The sequence below is a fragment of the Azospirillum aestuarii genome, assembly GCF_016632405.1.
In the GTDB taxonomy this organism is placed as follows: domain Bacteria; phylum Pseudomonadota; class Alphaproteobacteria; order Azospirillales; family Azospirillaceae; genus Azospirillum; species Azospirillum aestuarii.
In genome coordinates, this window is sequence record NZ_JAEPIV010000002.1 from 210443 (window position 1) to 229307 (window position 18865).

The 18865-nt window shown below is 70.3% G+C and carries 14 protein-coding genes; 7 read left to right on the forward strand and 7 right to left on the reverse strand.

Features of this window, described 5'->3' with window-relative positions; all coding sequences use genetic code 11:
* The first annotated feature begins 182 nt into the window (after nt 1–182).
* Nucleotides 183–632 carry a YccF domain-containing protein gene (locus JJL56_RS05650; RefSeq protein WP_109068111.1) on the forward strand — a complete coding sequence of 150 codons (450 nt, stop codon included), beginning with the start codon at nt 183–185 and terminating at the stop codon, nt 630–632.
* On the opposite strand, the gene JJL56_RS05655 is transcribed toward JJL56_RS05650, so the two are convergent.
* A complete protein-coding gene (locus JJL56_RS05655; protein WP_145622631.1) occupies nt 626–1783 on the reverse strand; it encodes a DUF3095 family protein in 1158 nt (385 codons plus the stop codon). The genes JJL56_RS05650 and JJL56_RS05655 overlap by 7 nt on opposite strands.
* Before the next feature lie 177 nt (nt 1784–1960).
* On the opposite strand from JJL56_RS05655, the gene JJL56_RS05660 reads away from it, so the two are divergent.
* Complete coding sequence (locus JJL56_RS05660) at nt 1961–3235, forward strand: hypothetical protein (protein WP_200484497.1); 1275 nt, start codon at nt 1961–1963, stop codon at nt 3233–3235.
* A gap of 57 nt (nt 3236–3292) precedes the next feature.
* Here JJL56_RS05660 and JJL56_RS05665 read toward each other — a convergent pair whose 3' ends face one another.
* Complete coding sequence (locus JJL56_RS05665) at nt 3293–3733, reverse strand: CBS domain-containing protein (RefSeq protein WP_247889211.1); 441 nt, start codon at nt 3731–3733, stop codon at nt 3293–3295.
* A 315-nt stretch (nt 3734–4048) separates the two neighbouring features.
* On the opposite strand from JJL56_RS05665, the gene JJL56_RS05670 reads away from it, so the two are divergent.
* A complete protein-coding gene (locus tag JJL56_RS05670; protein WP_247889212.1) occupies nt 4049–4525 on the forward strand; it encodes a hypothetical protein in 477 nt (158 codons plus the stop codon).
* Nucleotides 4526–4614: 89 nt separating this feature from the next.
* On the opposite strand, the gene JJL56_RS05675 is transcribed toward JJL56_RS05670, so the two are convergent.
* The 4 genes from JJL56_RS05675 to JJL56_RS05690 all read right to left on the reverse strand — a co-directional run bounded on the left by JJL56_RS05675 (nt 4615) and on the right by JJL56_RS05690 (nt 11833).
* Nucleotides 4615–5823: an acetate/propionate family kinase gene (locus JJL56_RS05675; RefSeq protein WP_200484499.1), complete on the reverse strand. Its 1209-nt coding sequence runs from the start codon at nt 5821–5823 to the stop codon at nt 4615–4617.
* 14 nt (nt 5824–5837) lie between these two features.
* Nucleotides 5838–7292 carry a bifunctional enoyl-CoA hydratase/phosphate acetyltransferase gene (locus JJL56_RS05680; protein WP_425599120.1) on the reverse strand — a complete coding sequence of 485 codons (1455 nt, stop codon included), beginning with the start codon at nt 7290–7292 and terminating at the stop codon, nt 5838–5840.
* Between the two features lie 605 nt (nt 7293–7897).
* Complete coding sequence (locus JJL56_RS05685; protein ID WP_145622637.1) at nt 7898–10138, reverse strand: CHASE domain-containing sensor histidine kinase; 2241 nt, start codon at nt 10136–10138, stop codon at nt 7898–7900.
* A gap of 243 nt (nt 10139–10381) precedes the next feature.
* Entirely contained in the window at nt 10382–11833 is a 1452-nt protein-coding gene (locus JJL56_RS05690; RefSeq protein ID WP_200484501.1) for a response regulator, read from the reverse strand.
* Nucleotides 11834–12270: 437 nt separating this feature from the next.
* On the opposite strand from JJL56_RS05690, the gene JJL56_RS05695 reads away from it, so the two are divergent.
* The 3 genes from JJL56_RS05695 to JJL56_RS05705 all read left to right on the forward strand — a co-directional run bounded on the left by JJL56_RS05695 (nt 12271) and on the right by JJL56_RS05705 (nt 16014).
* Complete coding sequence (locus JJL56_RS05695; protein ID WP_345772548.1) at nt 12271–13428, forward strand: sensor histidine kinase; 1158 nt, start codon at nt 12271–12273, stop codon at nt 13426–13428.
* A gap of 112 nt (nt 13429–13540) precedes the next feature.
* A complete protein-coding gene (locus JJL56_RS05700; RefSeq protein ID WP_145622641.1) occupies nt 13541–14023 on the forward strand; it encodes an MmcB family DNA repair protein in 483 nt (160 codons plus the stop codon).
* Between the two features lie 98 nt (nt 14024–14121).
* Nucleotides 14122–16014: a response regulator gene (locus JJL56_RS05705; protein ID WP_200484502.1), complete on the forward strand. Its 1893-nt coding sequence runs from the start codon at nt 14122–14124 to the stop codon at nt 16012–16014.
* On the opposite strand, the gene JJL56_RS05710 is transcribed toward JJL56_RS05705, so the two are convergent.
* The gene (locus JJL56_RS05710) at nt 16011–16574 is read right to left on the reverse strand and encodes a GNAT family N-acetyltransferase (RefSeq protein ID WP_145622645.1); all 564 of its coding nucleotides are present in this window, start codon (nt 16572–16574) and stop codon (nt 16011–16013) included. The two genes, JJL56_RS05705 and JJL56_RS05710, sit on opposite strands and share 4 nt — an antisense overlap.
* Nucleotides 16575–16746: 172 nt before the next feature.
* On the opposite strand from JJL56_RS05710, the gene JJL56_RS05715 reads away from it, so the two are divergent.
* A complete protein-coding gene (locus JJL56_RS05715) occupies nt 16747–18831 on the forward strand; it encodes a 4Fe-4S binding protein (RefSeq protein WP_200484504.1) in 2085 nt (694 codons plus the stop codon).
* Nucleotides 18832–18865 lie beyond the last annotated feature (34 nt).

Here is an 18865-nt window from a genome sequence, read left to right on the forward strand (position 1 = left end):
TTCCCTGCGGAACCGCTTTTTGCTCAAAGGTCCCTCGTTCGATCTGTGGCTTTTCCGGAGGGCATTCAAGCCGCCGGAAGCCGGGAGGGGCTGAATCTTTCGATACGCCACTTTCGCCGATCCCTCCTCTGGGCGAAGCCGCCCACCATCCCCACATGTGCGGGCAAAAGGAGAAACACCCGATGCCCTTCCTCAGCCTTCTTCTCAACATCCTGTGGGTGGTGACCGGCGGCATCTGGATGGCCGCGGGATGGCTTCTCGCGGCCATCCTGATGGTCATCACCATCGTCGGCATTCCGTGGGCGCGGTCGGCCGTCACGATCGCCTGGTACACCCTGCTGCCCTTTGGACAAACCGCCGTCCGCAGGGATGAGTTCCGTGGCCGCGAGGACATCGGCACCGGCCTGCTCGGCACGCTGGGCAACATCCTGTGGTTCGTGCTGGCCGGCTGGTGGCTGGCGCTCGGCCATCTGGTGGCCGCGGTCGGCCTCGCCATCACCATCATCGGCCTGCCCTTCGCCTGGGCGCATCTGAAGCTCGCCCTGCTGGCCCTGTGGCCGGTCGGCACCGAGATCGTGACGGTGGACGAGGCGGAATCCCGCCGCCGCCTGCTGAGCCGCGGGAGCTATTGAGCGGACGGCTCCCGTTCCGCCATCCGCTTCAGCATGACCGAGGCCCGCCAGAAGCCGAGGTCCGCCCCATCCACGAAATGCACATGCCGGTCGGCGGCGAGGTCGCCGACCAGGCAGGTCACCGTGGACGCCGACGCGCGCGCCGTGCCGTAGCGGATGCGCCCCGCCGCCGCGTGGCTGGCCAGCATGGCCTCGATGGCGCCGGCCTCCCCCTCCGTCACGTCCAGGACGAGGCGCGGCCCACCCGCCGACTTGCGGAAGTCCGACCGCTCCGCCATGCCGCGGCGGTAGCGCTCCGGATCGAAGCCGGCCAGCCGCCAGCCGCCCCCCAGCATCGCGGCGAGCAGGGCGGATTTCCCGAGAATCGACAGGGCGCAGGCCAGCCGCCGGCCGCGCGGGCGTGTCCGCGCCTCCAGCCACAGCGACCGCCAGGAGGGCGGCCAGCGCACCGCCAGCCGCTCCCCCATGCCGAGCGGCGCCGCCGAGGCGGTCGGTACGATCCGCTCGATGTCGGCCTGGACCCGGGCCAGCACCGACAGCCCCGGACCACCACCGGGCAGCGGGTCGACGATCACGCACAGGATCACGCCGCGCCCGCTGTCCACCGGGTTCCAACGGCAGGACACGCTGTCCAGCCCGGTCAGCGGACCGGGCCGCGGTTCCAGCCGCCAGCGCGGATCGGCCTTCACCCAGGCGTCCGCCGCGGCGACCCCCCGCCCGAGGAACAGGCCGAAGGCATCGCCGTTGCCGAAATCCTGCAGGGCGACCAGCACCTCCAGCCCCTCGTCGAGAAGCGCCCGCACGGGCACGAGGCCGACCCGCAGCGGCACGTCCATCTCCGTCGTCGCCCAATGAGCGAGCGCCGCCAGCGCCTGCTCCGCCGCCGCCCGGCGGCCCGGCGGAACCGCGGCGATGGCGCCGTCGCCGCCGAACTGGCAGGCGGGGAGCTGCTCCGGCTCCCGCACCGCCTCGGAAAGGACGGCGACCACCGCGGCGGCGACGAAATTCACGTCGCGATGCCGCCCCTCCGCGGCCAGACGGGTGCTCGCCACCACGTCGGCGACGGCCAGCGACCAGTCGCCGTCCAGCGCCGCGTAATGGGCGGGGTCGGCGGCTTCGGCGGTGAAGTCGTGGATGGACGGCAGAGGCATCGCCTTCCTCACGCCAGGAGGTTCCGGGACGGGTCGCCTCAGCTTACGCCCCGGCCCGCGTCCTGTGAATCACTCCCATGAAGCGCTTCCCGAACCCATCCGCAATGGACCCATCCCGGATTGTCGGGCCAACCCGTCCGTTCCATCGTGCCGCGGTCCAATCCGGGGAGGAACGCCATGGGATTCGCGAGCGACTGGAAATCCGCCAAGACGGCTTTTGAAACCGCCACCGGCAAGAAGAAGCCGAGCGCCAAGTTCATGGGCGTCTTCCACAAGTCCGGGTTGGAGGACGTGACCAAGGCGCTCGACACCGCGCTTGGCAAGAGCGACGCCAAGGCGCTGGAGAAGGCGCTGCTCGACTATGTGAAGAGCGCCACCGCCTATCAGACGACGCTGGAGAAGTCGGCCAAGACCGAAGGCGTCGCGACCATCGCGGCGGAGCTGAAGAAGCTCGGGCAGGCGCTGGACGAAATCGGGCGCCGCGCCGGCGTGGCCGTCAACGAGCGCATCGCCGAGATGCGCGAGGACGCCGAGACGGAGAAGGCCAAGGAGGCCGAGGAGCAGGGCAAGGCCGCCCGCGCCATCGCCGACAAGACCGCGGTGCAGATCGACGGGCTGCTGAAGACCACCAACGCCGACATCAAGCTGCTCGATCAGGCCGCCGCCAACGCCGACCTCGCGCTGCGCAACGTGCTGGAGGCGCAGGGGGCCGGCAACGCCAAGGAGGCGAAGGCCCAGGCCGCCGCGGTCCAGACCGCCGCCAAGACGGTGGACGCCCAGGCCAAGAAGGTCGCCGCGACCGCCGCCCAGGCCGCCAAGCTGTTCTCGCAGGGCAAGGCCGCCGTCGCCAAGATGAAGCTCGACCCCAAGCAGCATGGCGGGCGCGACCCGGCCCAGGGGGCTTTCGACCGGGCGGACGCCATCGTCATGAAGCTGGACCAGTTGAAGGACGATGCTGTCGAGGCCGCCACCGAGGCGGCCGGCATCGTCAAGGAGGCCGCCCAGGCGCTGAAGGGCGCCCTGGACCTGCGCGCCACCTATCTGGCGAGCTGCCGCAAGCTGGCCAAACGGGCGCAGGACGCCGACTCCTTCTATGACAACATCGCCCGCGACGTCGGCGGGCAGGCCGACCGCGCGCAGCAGGAGCAGATGGTCGCCGACGAGGCGGAGGATGACAAGCGGGCGGCGGCGATCAAGACGGCGACCTTCTACATCACCCAGGTGCGCCAGCAGGCCGCCCAGGCGAAGAAGGAGATCCTCGCCGCCGCCAACGAGATCACCGGCACCCGCAAGTCCTTCCCGTCCATGGTCTCCGACAAGGACCCCGACTTCGGCCCGCTGCTCGCCGCGGCGAAGGTGTCCCTGGACGGGCTGAAGGAATCGCACGCCGCCCTGACCAAGGCCGAGACCAAGATCGACAAGGTCGAGACCGCCCTGAAGAAGCTGGGGTAACAGGCCCGCGCGAATCCGCCCGTGCCCCCCGGAGGGCGTGGGCGGATTCGCGCGCCGTCACATCATGACTTCGGTCAGGCTGTCCATCACCTCCTGCTCGTGCTCGATCAGCATCAGTTCCTCGCCCATGAAGTCGCGCATGGACACGACGCCGACGACGCGGCCGTCGCGGACGACGGGCAGGTGGCGCAGGCCATGGTCGGCCATCCGGCGCAACGCCTCGCCCACCGTGACGTCGTGGCCCACGGTGACCGGGCACGGGGTCATCACCTCCGACAGCGGGGTATGATCCGGGTCCAACCCATCGGCCACCACGCGGTCGGTCAGGTCGCGCTCGGTGAAGATGCCTTCGATCTGTTCGTTGATGGAGGCGGTGACCACGACGGACGCCACATGGGCGGCCTTCATCTGCCGCGCGGCATCCCGCACCGACGCCCCCGCCGGAAGGCTGACCACGCGGCGACGGTTCAAAAGATCTCCAATGTTGCGATGCATCATGGCTTTCCTCCTCCAAGTGCGGATGTTTCGGAAGACCACGGCGGCTGTTTTCGTTGGTTGGACCGCCGCGCTGCGCTTCGCCGTCCGCTCGCGCCTCCTTTCGCTGTTCATTTGCAGGCGCGAAGAGAATGCCGCACCTGCGAAATGCCGGAATGGGCGAAACCCGTCCACAGGACGGTTCATCAAGTGTTGAAATAGGTAATCACTTTCTCGCCACTTGACGAGCGAAGCCACCGCAAAGCAACGTCATGGTTGCCATGAACGCGCAACATGCGACAAAACCACTCACCATTGGCTGAGGGCGGTGGTTCTGGCATGAAAAATCAGACCCTTTTGCCTGACGAACCGCCCTTAACCATTATTAAAGGAAATAGGTCCGAAACTCCGGACAATTGCAGTTCTGTCACGATGTCGTCTGAAAGGGCCTGGGCCGCCATGTCGTGGTTGTCGAAATTGAGCGGACGAGGCAAATCCACCGCGGCTTCCTCGGCTTCCGCCAAGGAACGCCCCGCCAATCCCCCGACCATCCGGATCGACAGCCACGAATATGTGCCTGAGGAGTTCGTCCTCGGGTCTTTCCGCATCCGCCCCTATGACGGGGACTTGATCGCCAAGCAGCAGTTCGACTTCCGCATCCTCTTCCGGATTGGCGAGGAGCATTCGGATTTCGCCTGCCGGGGCGTCGTCGTGAAGATGGACGAGCAGGCCGGTCTGGTCGCCCGCTTCCACCAGCCGCCGCCGGCTCACACGCGCAAGTTGATCGAGTATCTGAAGCTTTGGAAAGGTCTGTAAAAAAGCGGACCGCTCTCCCCAAAAGCCGAAGGCCCGCCGTCGCGACAGCGGGCCTTCTTCATTGAGAGCGTCAGCGGAAGGACCGCGGGTCAGGCGGTTTCCAGCGCCTTGCGGCTGTGCAGGGCGATCATCTGCTCCTCGTCGGTCGGGATGACGTAGACGGGGATGCGGCTGGTCGGGGCGGAGATCAGCGGGCCGTTGGCCTCGTTGGCCGCCGGGTCGAGGACCACGCCGAGCCAGGCCAGCTTGTCGCCCACCCGCGCCCGCACCGGGGCGGAGCGTTCCCCGATGCCGGCCGTGAAGACCAGCGCGTCGATGCCGCCCATGGACGCGGCGAGGGCGCCCGTCTCCTTGGCGATGCGGAAGCAGAACAGTTCCACCGCCTCCTCGGCTTGCGGGTCCTCGCTGTCCAGCAGGGCGCGCATGTCGTTGGACAGGCCCGAGACGCCGAGCAGTCCCGACTTGTTGTAGAGCAGCTTCTCGATGGCGTCGGCGCCCATGCCCTTCTGGCGCATCAGGTAGATCAGCACGCCGGGGTCGATGTTGCCGCAGCGCGTGCCCATCGGCAGCCCGTCCAGCGCCGTAAAGCCCATGGTGCTGTCCACGCTGCGCCCGGCGTGGATGGCGCACATGCTGGCGCCGCTGCCCAGATGGGCGACGACCACCCGGCCGTCCGCCAGCTCCGGAGCCAGCTCCGGCAGACGGCGGGCGATGTACTCGTAGGACAGGCCGTGGAAACCGTAGCGGCGCACGCCCTCGTCGGTCAGTTCCCGCGGGATGGCGAACATCTGCGACTGCCAGGGCTGGCCGCGGTGGAAGGCGGTGTCGAAGCAGGCGACCTGCGGCAGTTCCGGATGGGCCTCGGCCAGCGCGCGGATGGCGGCGAGGTTGTGCGGCTGGTGCAGCGGCGCCAGGGGGATGAAGCCCTCAAGCTCCTCCATCACCGCCGGGGTCAGCAGCACCGGGGCGGCGTGGCGGGTGCCGCCATGCACGACGCGGTGGCCGGCGGCCAACAGCTTCGCCCCGTCCAGCCGCCCTTCGATCCACTCCAGCAGGAAGGCCAGCAGGGCGGTGCGGTCGGACGGCTCGCCCGCCGCCCAGACCCGCTCGGCCAGCGGGCGCTTGGCGGCGTCCTTGGCCTCGAACTTCGGTTCGGTGCCGATGCCGGAGATCTGGCCGTTGATGGTCACCCGCAGCCCCCCCGCCCCGCTTTCCCGGAAGACCGAGAATTTCAGGCTGGAGGAGCCGGCGTTGATGACCAGGATGGCGTTGCCGCCACCCGCGTTCTGGCTGGTCATGACGGGCGCTCCTCTCACTCGGCCGCGGCGGCGGCGCCGCGGCGGCGGGCGGCGGCGGCCAGGACGGCCACGGCGCAGGACGCCAGACGGGTGCGCACGTTGTCGGCGCGGCTGGTCAGGATGATCGGCACGCGGGCGCCCAGAACGATGCCGGCGGCGTCGGAGTTCGCCAGGAAGGAGAGCTGCTTGGCCAGCATGTTGCCGGCCTCCAGATCGGGGACCAGCAGGATGTCGGCCTGACCGGCGACCTCGGAGACGATGCCCTTGGTGCGGGCGGCCTCCAGGCTGATGGCGTTGTCGAAGGCCAGCGGGCCGTCGAGGATGCCGCCCTTGATCTGGCCGCGGTCGGCCATCTTGCACAGCGCGGCGGCTTCCAGCGTCGAGGCGATCTTCGGGTTCACCGTCTCGACCGCCGAGAGGATGGCGACGCGCGGCGTCTCGACGCCCAGGACCTTGGCGAGGTCGATGGCGTTCTGGACGATGTCGACCTTGTCTTCCAGCGTCGGGTAGATGTTGATCGCCGCGTCGGTGATGAGAAGCGTGCGCGGGTAGGTCGGCACGTTCATCACGAAGACATGGCTGAGGCGCCGGCCGGTGCGCAGGCCGGTCTCCTTGCGGACGACCTCGGCCATCAGCTCGTCGGTGTGCAGGCTGCCCTTCATCACCGCCTCGCACTCGCCGGAGCGGGCCAGCCGGACGCCGGTCTCGGCGGAGGCGTGGGAATGCGCCACGTCCACGATGCGGTAGCGGCTGATGTCCAGACCGTGGGCCTCGGCGACCGACTTGATCTTGGAGGCCGGGCCGATCAGCACCGGGTCGATCAGGTTGGCCTCGGCGGCCTCGACCGCGCCCTTCAGCGAGCTTTCGTCGCAGGGATGGACGACGGCGGTCGGCACCGGGGGCAGCGATTCGGTCTTGCCCAGCAGCTCGTCATGGCCGTCGTGGCGGATGACCTGGACCTGCGGCAGTTCGTGCGCGGCGCGGCGGACCTTGCGGGTCGGCGCGATCACCTCGGCGAGGCCGGAGACGACCTCCTTTCCGTCCTGGTTGCGCGCGATGCAATCGAAGACGACGATGTTCTTCTCGCCGTGCTTCTCCTTGGCGGTGACCGTCACGGTGATGACGTCGCCCAGGCCCACCGGGCGCTTGAAGCGCAGATCCTGGCCCATGTAGATCGTGCCCGGACCCGGCAGCAGCGTGCCCAGAACGGCGGAGATCAGCGATCCCGACCACATGCCGTGGCCGATCACCTTGTGGAACTGGCTGTCCGCCGCATACTCCTCGTCGAGGTGCGCGGGGTTGATGTCGCCGGACACCGTGGCGAACAGCTCGATGTCGGACATGGTCAGACGCCGCGACAGGCTCGCCTGCTGGCCGATCTGGATTTCCTCGAAGGTGACGTTCTCGATCATGGCGGATGAGCCGTTCTTGCCGAAGTCGGGGGTAGCGGGCGCGGTAACACGGTCCATTGGAGAAGCTCCTCAATCGGATAGCGGCTCGGAATCGCGTGATCCCTGGGCCGAATCCTCCCGGCCTGCGGATCGCCCTGTTGTCCGCGGCCTTTTTGTTGGACCCTCGGATCGGCCGGCCCTGGAAGGGCCGCCCGCCAAGGGCCGGTTCGGGGTGCCCTGAATAGCGTGGCACCGTGAAAGAGATGTGACAGGGTGGAGCATTTCGCGGTTCCGTTGCGGTGCAACAATGTCGCACCCCCTGTCGCCACCGATCCTGCCGCCCCGCCGCACCTCGCGCCGCCTGTCTTTCCCGACCGGCGGAAGTGTCGTTCCGCCACGGTCTTACGACGGGCCAAGGTCTCGCCCCATGACCTATGTCAAGCGGTCGGAAGAGGGATTTCCATTTACTTTCCAGTAACACAATCCGCTCGCGCAGCATTGTAACACTGAGCAGGCGCAGCATGGCAAGACCTTGCGCGCCTCGGCTCCCGACCGGCGGATCATGACATTTTTCATGGAAGAGCGGTCGACCTATCGGGCCTTCCCTGCCAATTCCGCAGCGCACAGGTCCGCCCCATGCATGGCGGCGGTCGCAGAGGCCGGGGAGGATCGGAAAATGCGGGTCAGGCGCTCGCCACCGACGAGGTGGGTTCCTCGGGCAGCGGGTTGTGGCGGTCGCCGATCATCACCACGGAAATGGAGAAGACCGTGCCCTTGCCCACGCGCGACCGCACGTCGACCTGATGGCCCAGGATCTGCGCGGTGCGCCGGACGATCGACAGCCCCAGCCCCAGCCCGCGCCCGCTATCCCGCTGGTCGGTGCCGCAGCGGTAGAAATCGTCGAAGATCAGCTTGAGCTGGTCCGCGGGAATGCCCGGCCCGGTGTCCCACACCTCGACCAGCGTGTGCCCGTCGCGGCGCCGGCAGCCCAGCAGGATCGTCCCGGTCCCGGCGTAGCGCAGCGCGTTGACCAGCAGATTGCGCACCATGCGCTCCAGCAGCACCGGGTCGCTGAGCACATAGGCGGAGGTCGGCACCATCCGCAGGACCATGCCCTTGCTGGCCGCCTGCTCCGCGAACTCGCGGTTCAGCCGGTCGGCGATGTCCTGGAACGCGAAGACGGTGGGGCGCGGCTTGACGTTGCCGGCCTCCAGCGCCGAGGTGTCGAGCAGCGTGTTCAGCAGCGTGTTGCCGGCGGCGATCGCTTCCCCCAGCTTTTCCGCCACCTCCATCTGCTTGGCGTCGGACAGGCGGGCGGACAGGATGTGGTGGAACAGGCTCATCGCCTGGAAGGGCTGGCGCAGGTCGTGGCTGGCCGCGGCGAGGAAGCGCGACTTGGCCCGGTTGGCCCGCTCCGCCTCGGCATGGGCCTCGGCCAGCGCCTCGCGGATGCGCACCCCGTCGGAGATGTCGATGGCGGCGCAGATCACGCCCGACACCACCCCGGCCTCGTCCCTCAGCGGTTCGACGATCAGGTCGAACACCTGTTCGGCACCAGGCCCCGCCCCGACGCGGACCTCCTGCCGGGCGCCGGTGCCGGTGTCCAGCACGGCCCGCTTCACCGCGTCGAGCCGCGCCGCGTCGTCCGGCGCGTGGATGTCGGCGTTGGTCCTCCCGATGAAGGTTTCCGCCGCCCGTCCGGTCTGCGGATTGTACATCCACATGTAGCGCAGGTTGCGGTCCAGGCTGAACACGGCGACGCGCGAATGGCGAAGCGCCATGCGGAACCGTTCCTCGCTTTCGCGCAACGCGCGGGCCATGGCGGCGCGGGCGCGGGCCTCGGTCACCAGAAAGCGCTTGGCCTGCGCCTCGCGCCGGGTGTAGCCGGCCAGCGCGCCGGTCAGCAGAAGCCCCATCACCAGGACGATCCAGGCCGGATAATCCACCGGCGCCAAACCCGGTTCGGGCGGAACGGCCAGCGCCAGGGTCCAGCGCCGTCCGCCGATCACCAGATCGCGCTCAAGCACCGTCTCCCCGTCCTTGAGAAGCTCGCCGAAGGGAACACCCTCCCGGCTTGCGGACAGGGCCGTGATGTCGCGGGACGCCAGGACCCGCCCGCCGTCCGCCGCCGGCCCGTCGAGCAGATGCACGGCCCCGTGCAGACCGTTCACGCGGTTGCCCGCCTCTTCCAGAAGGCGGGCGATGCCGAAGACCGAGGAGACGTAGCCGGCGACCTCCGCGCAGCGGTCGGCCCCGTCCAACTCGTCCACGGGGTAGCGGTAAACGGGAAGATACAAACCGATGCTGCGCCCGGTCTCCCCGCGCGGACGCGGCGGCAGAGCCTCGGTCGCCGTCAGATCGCCCGACGCACAGGCCCGCGCCAGCACCTCCGCCCGGTTGGGCAGGGAGAGGATGTTGATCCCCTGCCCGAAGGCCCCGCCGCGCTCGGGCTCCACCAGCGTGTTGACGAAGAGATCCCCATGGGACGCCGCCGGCGCCAGGACGGGGATGCCGTCACCCGTCTCGTCCGCATCACGGACGGTGAAGTCCCGGCGGCCGGCGGCCCGCATCTCCGCCTCCAGCGCGGGAACCTCCGCCGAGGACACCCGGCTTACCCAGGCGACCGACCACAAGCCGGGATAGAGCGGCATGATCGGCCGGACCGCCGCCGCGAAGCCCTGGCGGGTGGCCGGGCGAGGGTCCGAAAAGGCCGAGCGCAGAGTCCGCAGCAGCAGCGTGTGGCTGCCGATCCGCTCCGTCAGGGCGTCATGGAACTGGGCGAACTGCCGCTCATGCCGCGTGCTCTCCGCCTCGCGGTTGGCGGCGCGCATCTGGAAAAAGGCGCCAAAGGTCAGCGTCAGGCCCGCGGCGACCAGCACCGGAACCGCAAACGAGCCCCGCCTCCTTCTGTCCAGCAGCGCCATCCCACCCGTTCCCAGCGGTGTTTTCACCAAAATCGTCGGATCATCCGACTATAGCAAGCGGTCCTGCGCCTCGATAATGGAAAAGCCCTTATCCTCCCAAATGGATAGTCGGTTCCGGCGAGAACACGGGATGCGCTGACTATTGATTGTCATTTGCATGGGGATTGGGACCGCATTTTGATGTCAATTCTGCAATACAAGGCGCGACGCCCGCCCAAGCATTGGCAGCGACCCGAAACGTTCTCAGGACTTCAGGCGCTCGCGGCCGAGAAGCCGCGCCACCGCGCCCCGCAGGGCCATCGGCGCCACCGGCTTGTGCAGCAGCGGATAGCCGGACAGCCGCGCCTCGCGCAGGCGCATCGGGTCGGTATCGCCGGTCAGGATCAGGCCGGGCAGCGTGGCGTCGAGCGCCTTGCCGATCTGGCGGATCGCGACGATCCCGTTCATCGCTCCCTTCAGCCGCAGGTCGGAGATGACGAGATCGGGCGCCTGCGGACCGGGGCCCAGCCGCTGCAGCGCGGCGTCCACCGAGTCCGCGGCGACCACCGCGCAGCCCCATTGCCCGAGCAGCGCGCCCAGCGCCTCCAGCACCATCGGGTCGTCCTCGATGACCAGCACACGGGCGCGGCTGACGTCCTCGCCGGGCGCCGTGGCGTTGAGTCCGGCGGGCTCCGCGAGCGCCGGCGGCTCGTCCGCGCCATCCGCGGCCCGCGGCACCAGAACCGCCAGCATCGTGCCGCGGCCGGGCGCCGAGTCCACCTCCAGCCGGTGCCCCAGCCGCCGCGCCAGTCCGTAAGCCAGCCGCAGCCCGAGGTCGATCACCGACGGATCGCCTGCCCCGTCCGGACGCTGGAACTCGTTCCGCAGGATGCGCAGCTGTTCGGGCAGAAGGCCGCGCCCGGTGGACCACAGCTCGATCCGCAGATCCGGCCCCTGGCGACGGCAGCCGAGCACGACCCGGCCCCGCTCGGTGTGGCGCAGGGTGTTGACGATGAATCCCTGGAGAATGCGCTCCAGAAGCGAGGCGTCGGTGGCGACCCGCACCGAGCAGGGCAGCACCGAGAAGCGCAGCCCCCGCCCGTCGAAGCGCGGGGCCGCGTCCAGCGCCACCCGCGTCAGGATGCCGTTGACCACGGGGGCTCCGATGTCCGGCTGCACCAGACCGGCCTCCAGCCGCACGAGGTCGAAATGCCCGTCCACCATGCCGCGCAGCGACTGCACCGCGTTGCCCATGGCGTTCAGCAGGTCGCGCGCCGCGGGGTCGTTCAGGGCGCCTCCCCGCCCCGCCGCGTTCTTCCCGCCGCCGCCCGCCGCCCCGTCGAGCCGCCCTTCCAGAGCCCCCAGCAGCAGCGACAGGGCGGCGAGCGGCTGGCGCAGGTCGTGGCTGGCCGCGGCGAACAGGCGGCCCGACAGGTCGGCGCCCGCCGCCGGCCCGTTTCCGGAAACGCCCTCTCCAGCGGTGCGGCGGACGAACCCGCCGCCGCTGAGCGGCCAGTCGGTGACGGTGTGGCCGGGCGGCAGGCCGCGGAAAAGAGGGGCCAGCGTTTCCGGCAGGGCACCCTGGACCAGAAGGCGCCCGGCGCTGGGCAGCGCCTCGGCTTCCTCGTTCCAGGCGGACAGGCGGTCGTTGGCGTCGAAGACCAGGACCGCGCCACGCCGTCCCCCGCCTTGCCGATAAGCTTCCTCGCTCGTCACGGGCGGCGCCCCCCACTGCGTGCACGCGGTTTTCCCGGCGACCGCAAGCGGCCCCGTGCGATCAGGCTACGGCAGCGGCGCCCAGGATCAAGCCCGCCGTTCGTCCGATCCCCTGCGGGATAATCGGGCTGCCGGGGAACCCGGCCGCAGGACGATCCGGACACAACGCCCGAAGACGCTGGCCACCCGAACATTTCGGTGCATTTTTATATAAAAGTCAAGAAAAGGCACTGAATTGACGCCATAACCCCGCAATAACACGATGGATTGTCGCAATTTGCCGGTTGCATGTTTCTCGAATCTTTTCGACTATGCGATCAATGGATGCCGTGACCGAAACCCCTTTCCGCGACCGACAACCGGAGGCGGCAACGCCGGCTGGCACGGCGCATCCTGCGTTTTCGGACGATGGAAGGCCGGGCGGCGGAAGGCCGGGCGTGGATGGGCCGGGCGTGGATGGATTGAGCGGCGACGGTTTGGTGGGTGCGGCGATGGCGGCCCTCGCCGACGGCATCGGCGTGCTGGCCGCGATCCACGACGCCACGGGCGCTGTCGGCGATTTCGAATGGCTGACGGCCAACCGCGCGGCGGAGCGGCTGTTCGGGCATCCCCTCGCCGGGCGGCGGCTGCGCGCGGACGATCTTCAGGATGGCGAGGAGGCCGGCCTGTTCGCCTGCCTGGCCGATTGCGTGGTGGAGAAGCAGGCGGTGCGCCGCCTGGTGATGGCGCCCGGCGGCGCGCGCTGGCGGATCGCCGCGACCCCGTTCGACGCCGGCATCGCGGCGCCATCCGTCTGCGTGACCCTCGTGGAGCTTGGCCCCGAGGTCTCCGCCGTTCCGGAATCGGACCGCGCCCACCGGGCGAAAGCCGAATTCCTGGCGCACATGAGCCACGAGCTGCGCACCCCGCTGAACGCGGTGCTTGGCTTTTCCGAAGTGCTTCTGGCCGAAACCTTCGGCCCGCTCGGTTCCCCCCGCTACCACAGCTACGCCGCGGACATCCACGCCAGCGGCACGCATCTTCTCTCGCTGATCGACGGCATTCTCGACCTGTCGCAGAGCGAGGCCACGCGAACGGAGATGCAGGAGGAGGCCATCAACGTGGCCGACGCCGCCCGCCAGGCGCTGGCCCAGGTGGGCGACAAGGCCGCGGCCCGCGGCGTCGACATCGGCGAGGATCTGTCCCGCGACCTGCCGCTGCTCTATGGCGACGCGCGGGCGCTTCAGCGGATGCTGACCAACCTGCTGTCGAACGCGGTGAAGTTCACCCCGTCGGGCGGGCAGGTGATGCTGTCGGCCAGCCCCATGCCGGACGGCGGAATCGGGCTGATGGTGGCCGACACCGGCGCCGGCATCGCCGAGGACGAGATGGCCCGCGTCCTGGAACCGTTCGGCAGCGCCGACATGACCGTTCCCCGCGGCGCCACCGGGACCGGCATCGGCCTGCCCGTGGTCAAGCGGCTGATGGAGATGCACGGCGGACGCCTGGACCTGTACAGCGAGCCCGGCGCCGGCACGACCGCCATCCTGATGTTCCCGCCGCGGCGCAGCCTGCCTCACGCCGCCTCTCATGGCGTTCCACTCGGCATGGCTTGAGCCGGCGCCCGCGCCTACCCCTTTCGCGCGGCCCGGATTTGACAGAAGTCCCTTGGCAAAGCCGCGAAGCCGGGTCATGGTGCCTCGTCGTTCCCGAACTGTTCCGTTTCAAATGGCTGATATCCTGTTGCAGGGCGACGAGCCGCCGCTCCCGGCGAGCGGCGCCGTCCCGATCTTCCGCGGGGTGCGCCGGGCCCTGGCCGCGCGCGGCTTCGTCAGCATGGCGGAGTTCCGGTTGGCCAGCGGGCGCCGGGCCGACGTCCTGGCGATGGATGGCGCCGGCACCGTCGTCATCGTCGAGGTGAAAAGCTGCGTCGCCGATTTCCGCTCCGACCAGAAATGGCCGGAATACCGGGACTGGTGCGACGCCTTCTATTTCGCCGTGGACGACGCCTTTCCACCGGAACTGATTCCCGACGACTGCGGCCTGATGGTGGCCGACGCCTATGGCGCGGAAATCCTGCGCGAGGCGCCGGAACATCGGCTGGCCCCGGCGCGGCGCAAGGCGCTGACCCTGCGCGCCGCGCTGACCGGGGCCGGGCGCCTGCACCGGATCGAGGACCCGTCCTGGACCCAGGACACCTCGCCGGTGTGATCGTGCAATGCGTGATTTCTCGACGTGACCGAAGTCCCATGGCAAACCCTTGCCAAGCCGGTGTAAGCTCCGCCGGGAACGGGAACCGTCGGACGGACATGCACGCACAGGATGCCGGCCCATCCGCTGCGGCGGAAACCCGCGGTGAGCGCCGCAGCCCGCGGCTGGACGCTCCGTTGATTCTCGCGCTGTGGCCGGGCGCCTCTTCGATCGGTGCGCTGGCCCTGGCCGCGCTGCTGGCCGGCGCCGGCGCCGGCGGCTCCACATGGCTCGCCCTCGCCGAGATGGACGCCCGCGCCCGCGCCCAGACCGTCCGCAGCCTGGATGAGGCGCTAGACCTCATGCGCGTCGCGGAGCTGGCCGCCGGGTTGGCCGCCGACTCGGCGGAGCTGGAATGGGCGGGCACCGCACAGCGCCGGCTGACCACCCACAACGCATTGCGTCAGAAGACGCACCAGCTCTCCGACATGCTGGAGGCTCTGCCACGGGATTGGCGCGCGGAACTGCGGTTCGCCGCCTTGGCCATCCGCGCGGCGGCGGACGAGCTGAACGCCACCGTGGAGCGCCGTCTGGCAGCCCAGCGCGGCCTTCAGGACATCACCGAACAGGTGGCGGGCCGCAGCGAGGCGCTGGCGGAGGCGCTGGCCGCCGCGCGCATGCCGTCACCGGGCGACGAAACGATGCGCCGGATCGATGGCTCACGGCAGGCGGTGGCTCTCCGGCTGCTCGCCGCCGGGACGGCGCCGGCCTCGGCCACCTCGACGCGGGCCGAGTTCCGCAAGGCGGCGAGGACGCTGCTCGACGCTCTGTACGATCTGCCGATCGACGCCGCCAGCCCCCGCCGCGCCGACGCCGCGCGCCGGCTCGTCGCGCTGGGATTGGACGAGCAGAACGTCTTCGACCTGCGGCAGGAGCAGGAGGCGCTGACCGCCAAGGCGGCGGGGATCGCCACGCTGCTGCGCGGCACCGCCACCGACCTCGCCCACCGGGCCGGCCGCGGCGCGCTGGTCCTGCGGGACGGTCTGCGGGAAGGGCGGGATGCTCCGAACACCCCGCGGGCGGGGGCGGAATTGTCCGCCGTCGCCACCGCCGGGGTCGGGCTGCTCACCGGTCTGGCGGTCTTCGCGGTCGGGCTGGGCATCGCTCGGACGTGCGCCCAGCGCACCGCGCAGCCCGATCCCGACGAGACGGAGCGGACCGGCGCGACGCATGAACGGCCTTCGCTGCGCATCCTGCTGGCGGAGGACGAGCCGGTCAGCCAGCAGGCCGCGGCCGCGCTGCTGCGCCGCGCCGGTCACGAGGTGACGGCGGTGGGCGACGGCCGGGCCGCCCTGGCGGCGGTGGCGCGGGAGCGCTACGACCTCGTCCTGATGGACATGCAGATGCCGGATATGGACGGGGTCGAGGCGACCCGCCGCATCCGCGCCCTGCCCCGTGGCGCCGGAAGCGCGGCGGCGGGGCTGCGCATCGTGGCGCTGACCGCCTCCGCCGTGCCCGGCGCGGCGGAGCGCTGCCGGGCGGCGGGGGCCGACGCCGTCCTGGAAAAGCCGCTGCGCCTGTCCGCGCTGGACGCCCTGCTGGACCGCCTGCCGTCCGGCGCCGCCTCCGCCGTGGCGGGCATGCCCCCTCCACTGGACGGCGAGCCCGCCCTTCCCGTGTTCGAGGAGGACGCCATCCGCCAGATGCGCGAGCATCTGCCGGCGGAGCGTGTGGCCGTCCTGGTGACCAACACCCTCGTCACGCTGCGCGGCTACCACGCCGCGCTGGAGCAGGCCTGGAACGCCGGGGACCGGGCAACCACCGGAGCCATGGCGCACAAGATCGCCGGGGTGGCGGGCATCTACGGCTGCATGGCGCTGCGGGGCGCGGCGCAGGCTCTGGAACGCGCCCTGGACACCGGCGAGGGCGATCCCGACGCCCTGTGCCGTGCGCTGGACGCCGCCGTTCCGCCCGCGCTCGCCGCCCTGGACCGGTGGAGCGACGGCGCCTAACGCACCGCCACCGGCTGGCTCGGCCCCGCACCTTGCGGAATGTCCGACCGCCCCGCCCCCAGGTCCTTCTGCATCATGACCACGTCCAGCCAGCGCCCGAACTTCAGCCCGACGGCCTCGACCACGCCGCAGGTGCGGAAGCCGAGCGCGCTGTGCAGCCCGATGGAGCCGGCGTTCTCCGACCCGCCGACCAGCGCCACCATCTGGCGGTAGCCCTGCTCCACGCAGCGGTCGATCAGCGCCTGGAGCAGCAGGCGCCCGAGGCCCCGGCCGCGCGCCTCCTCGGCGATGTAGACGGAGTCCTGGATGGTGAAGCGGTAGGCGGAGCGGACGTGGTAGGCGCTGCCGTAGGCGTAACCCAGGACCACGCCGTCGCGCTCGGCGACCAGCCAGGGCAGCCCGGCGCCGGTGATGGCGCGGAAGCGCCCCTCCAGCTCCGCCACGTCGGGCGGTTCCTCCTCGAAGGTGCCGACGCCGTGCCGGACATGGTGCTCGTAGATCCGCTGGAAGGCGGGGACATCCTCGATGCGGGCGTCGCGGACGGTGGGGGTGCTGGTCATGGCCGGTCGAATCCGAAGGATGGGCGGGTCCACCATCCTGCCGCACGCATTTTGCTGTCGCAACCGTGCCACCCAGCCGATATGTACAGAACTGGAACGCGCTGTGCCCAACTGGGCTTCTCAAGGCAGGGCTTTTCAGGGCAGGGCTTTTCAGGGCAAGGGGTTGGAAGCGATGAAGATCAACGGCCGGACGGTGCTCGTCTGCGATTGCGCCCACAGCATGGCGCTCGACGGCAAGGCGTTGGCCAGGGCCTGCGGCGCCGCGGCTGGGGCCGAGGGCGACCTGTCCGTCGCAACCCAGCTCTGCCGCACCCAACTCGACCGGTTCGAGGCGCGCGTGGCGGATGGCGCTCCCCTGCTCGTCGCCTGCACCCAGGAGGCCCCGCTGTTCGCGGAGATCGCGGCCCAGGATAATCCTGACGCCGACAATCCGGACATCTCCCTCGCCTTCACCAACATCCGCGAGCGCGCCGGCTGGTCGGACGAGGGCGCGCTGGCCGGGCCGAAGATCGCCGCGCTGCTGGCCGAGGCGGCGATGGACATCCCGCCGACCGGCACCATCACCCTGGCGTCGGAAGGCACCGCGCTGGTCTACGGCACCGACGAGCGCGCCATCGAGGTGGCCCGGCAGCTGTCCGGCAGCCTGAACGTCACCGTGCTGCTGAAGTCCCCGAAGGACGTCGCCCCGCCGCGCGTCATGGACGTGCCGGTGTTCAAGGGCACCATCCGCGCCGCCAAGGGCTGGCTCGGCAATTTCGAGATCGTGGTCGACGACTACGCCCCGGCCATCCCGGCCTCGCGCGCCGTCCTCGGCTTCGAGCCGCCGCGGCAGGGCGCCGCCTCGCGCTGCGACGTCATCGTGGACCTGACCGGCGGGGCGCCGCTGTTCCCGGCGCACGGGAAGCGCGACGGCTACCTGCGCCCGGACCCGGACAGCCCGGCCGCCGTCGCCAAGGCGGTGTTCGAGGCCGCCGATCTGGTCGGCGAGTTCGAGAAGCCGCGCTACATCGATTTCAAGCCCGACCTCTGCGCCCATTCGCGCAGCCGCAAGACCGGCTGCACCCGCTGCCTGGACGTCTGCCCGACCGGCGCCATCACGCCGAACGGCGACCATGTGGCGATCGACCCGCACATCTGCGCCGGCTGCGGTTCCTGCGCCTCGGTCTGCCCGACGGGGGCCAGCACCTACGCCCTGCCGCCGCTCCAGACCGTCTACGAGCGGCTGCGTACGCTTCTGTCCTCCTACGCCAAGGCCGGCGGGACGGAGCCAGTGCTGCTCGTCCACGACCCGCGGCACGGCGACGAGATGATCTCGCTGATCGCGCGGTACGGGCGCGGCCTGCCGGCCCGCGTGCTGCCCTTTGCGGTGAACGAGGTGACGCAGCTCGGCTTCGACGTGTTCGCGGCGGCGCTCGCCTATGGCGCGGCGCGGGTGCGCGTTCTGGTCGGGCCGGGCAACGTGGGCGAGACGGCGGGGCTGGCCAGCCAGATCGGTCTGGCCGAGACGGCGATGGCCGGCCTGGGCTACGGCTCCGGCCGGGTGTCGATCATCGACGCCCAGGACCCCGACGCGGTCGCCGCCGAGCTGTGGAGCCTGCCCCGCGGGGATGCCCCCGCCCCCGGCTCGTTCCTGCCGATGGGCGGCAAGCGCACCGTCACCATGCTGGCGCTGCGCCACCTGCACAAGGTCGCGCCGGAGCCGGTGGAGGTCCTGCCGCTGCCGCCGGGCGCGCCCTTCGGCCGGGTGCAGGTGACGGTGGAAGGCTGCACGCTCTGCCTGTCCTGCGTTGGCGCCTGCCCGACCGGGGCGTTGCTCGACAACGCCGACAAGCCGATGCTGTCCTTCTCGCAGGACGCCTGCGTGCAGTGCGGCCTGTGCAAGACCACCTGTCCGGAGAAGGTCATCGCTTTGGTCCCGGAGATCGATTTCCGCGACAGCGCCCGCGGCGCCAGGGTGCTGAAGGAGGAGGAGCCCTTCTGCTGCGTCAAGTGCGGCAAGCCCTTCGCCACCAAGTCCTCCATCGACAAGATCGTCGCGGTGCTGGCCGGGCGGCACGCCATGTTCGCCACGCCGGAAGCCGCCGACCGCATGCGCATGTGCGGCGATTGTCGCGTCGTGGACCAGTTCGAGCGGGGCGACTCGCCCTTCGCGCTCGGCGCCCCGCGTACGCCGCGCACGACCGAAGACTATCTGCGCGAGCGGGAACTGGCCCAAAACGGCAAGGACGGTGGCCCGGACGGCGGCAGCATCCACTGAGCGCCGCCGCCGGAACGCGCACGGTGTCGGGATT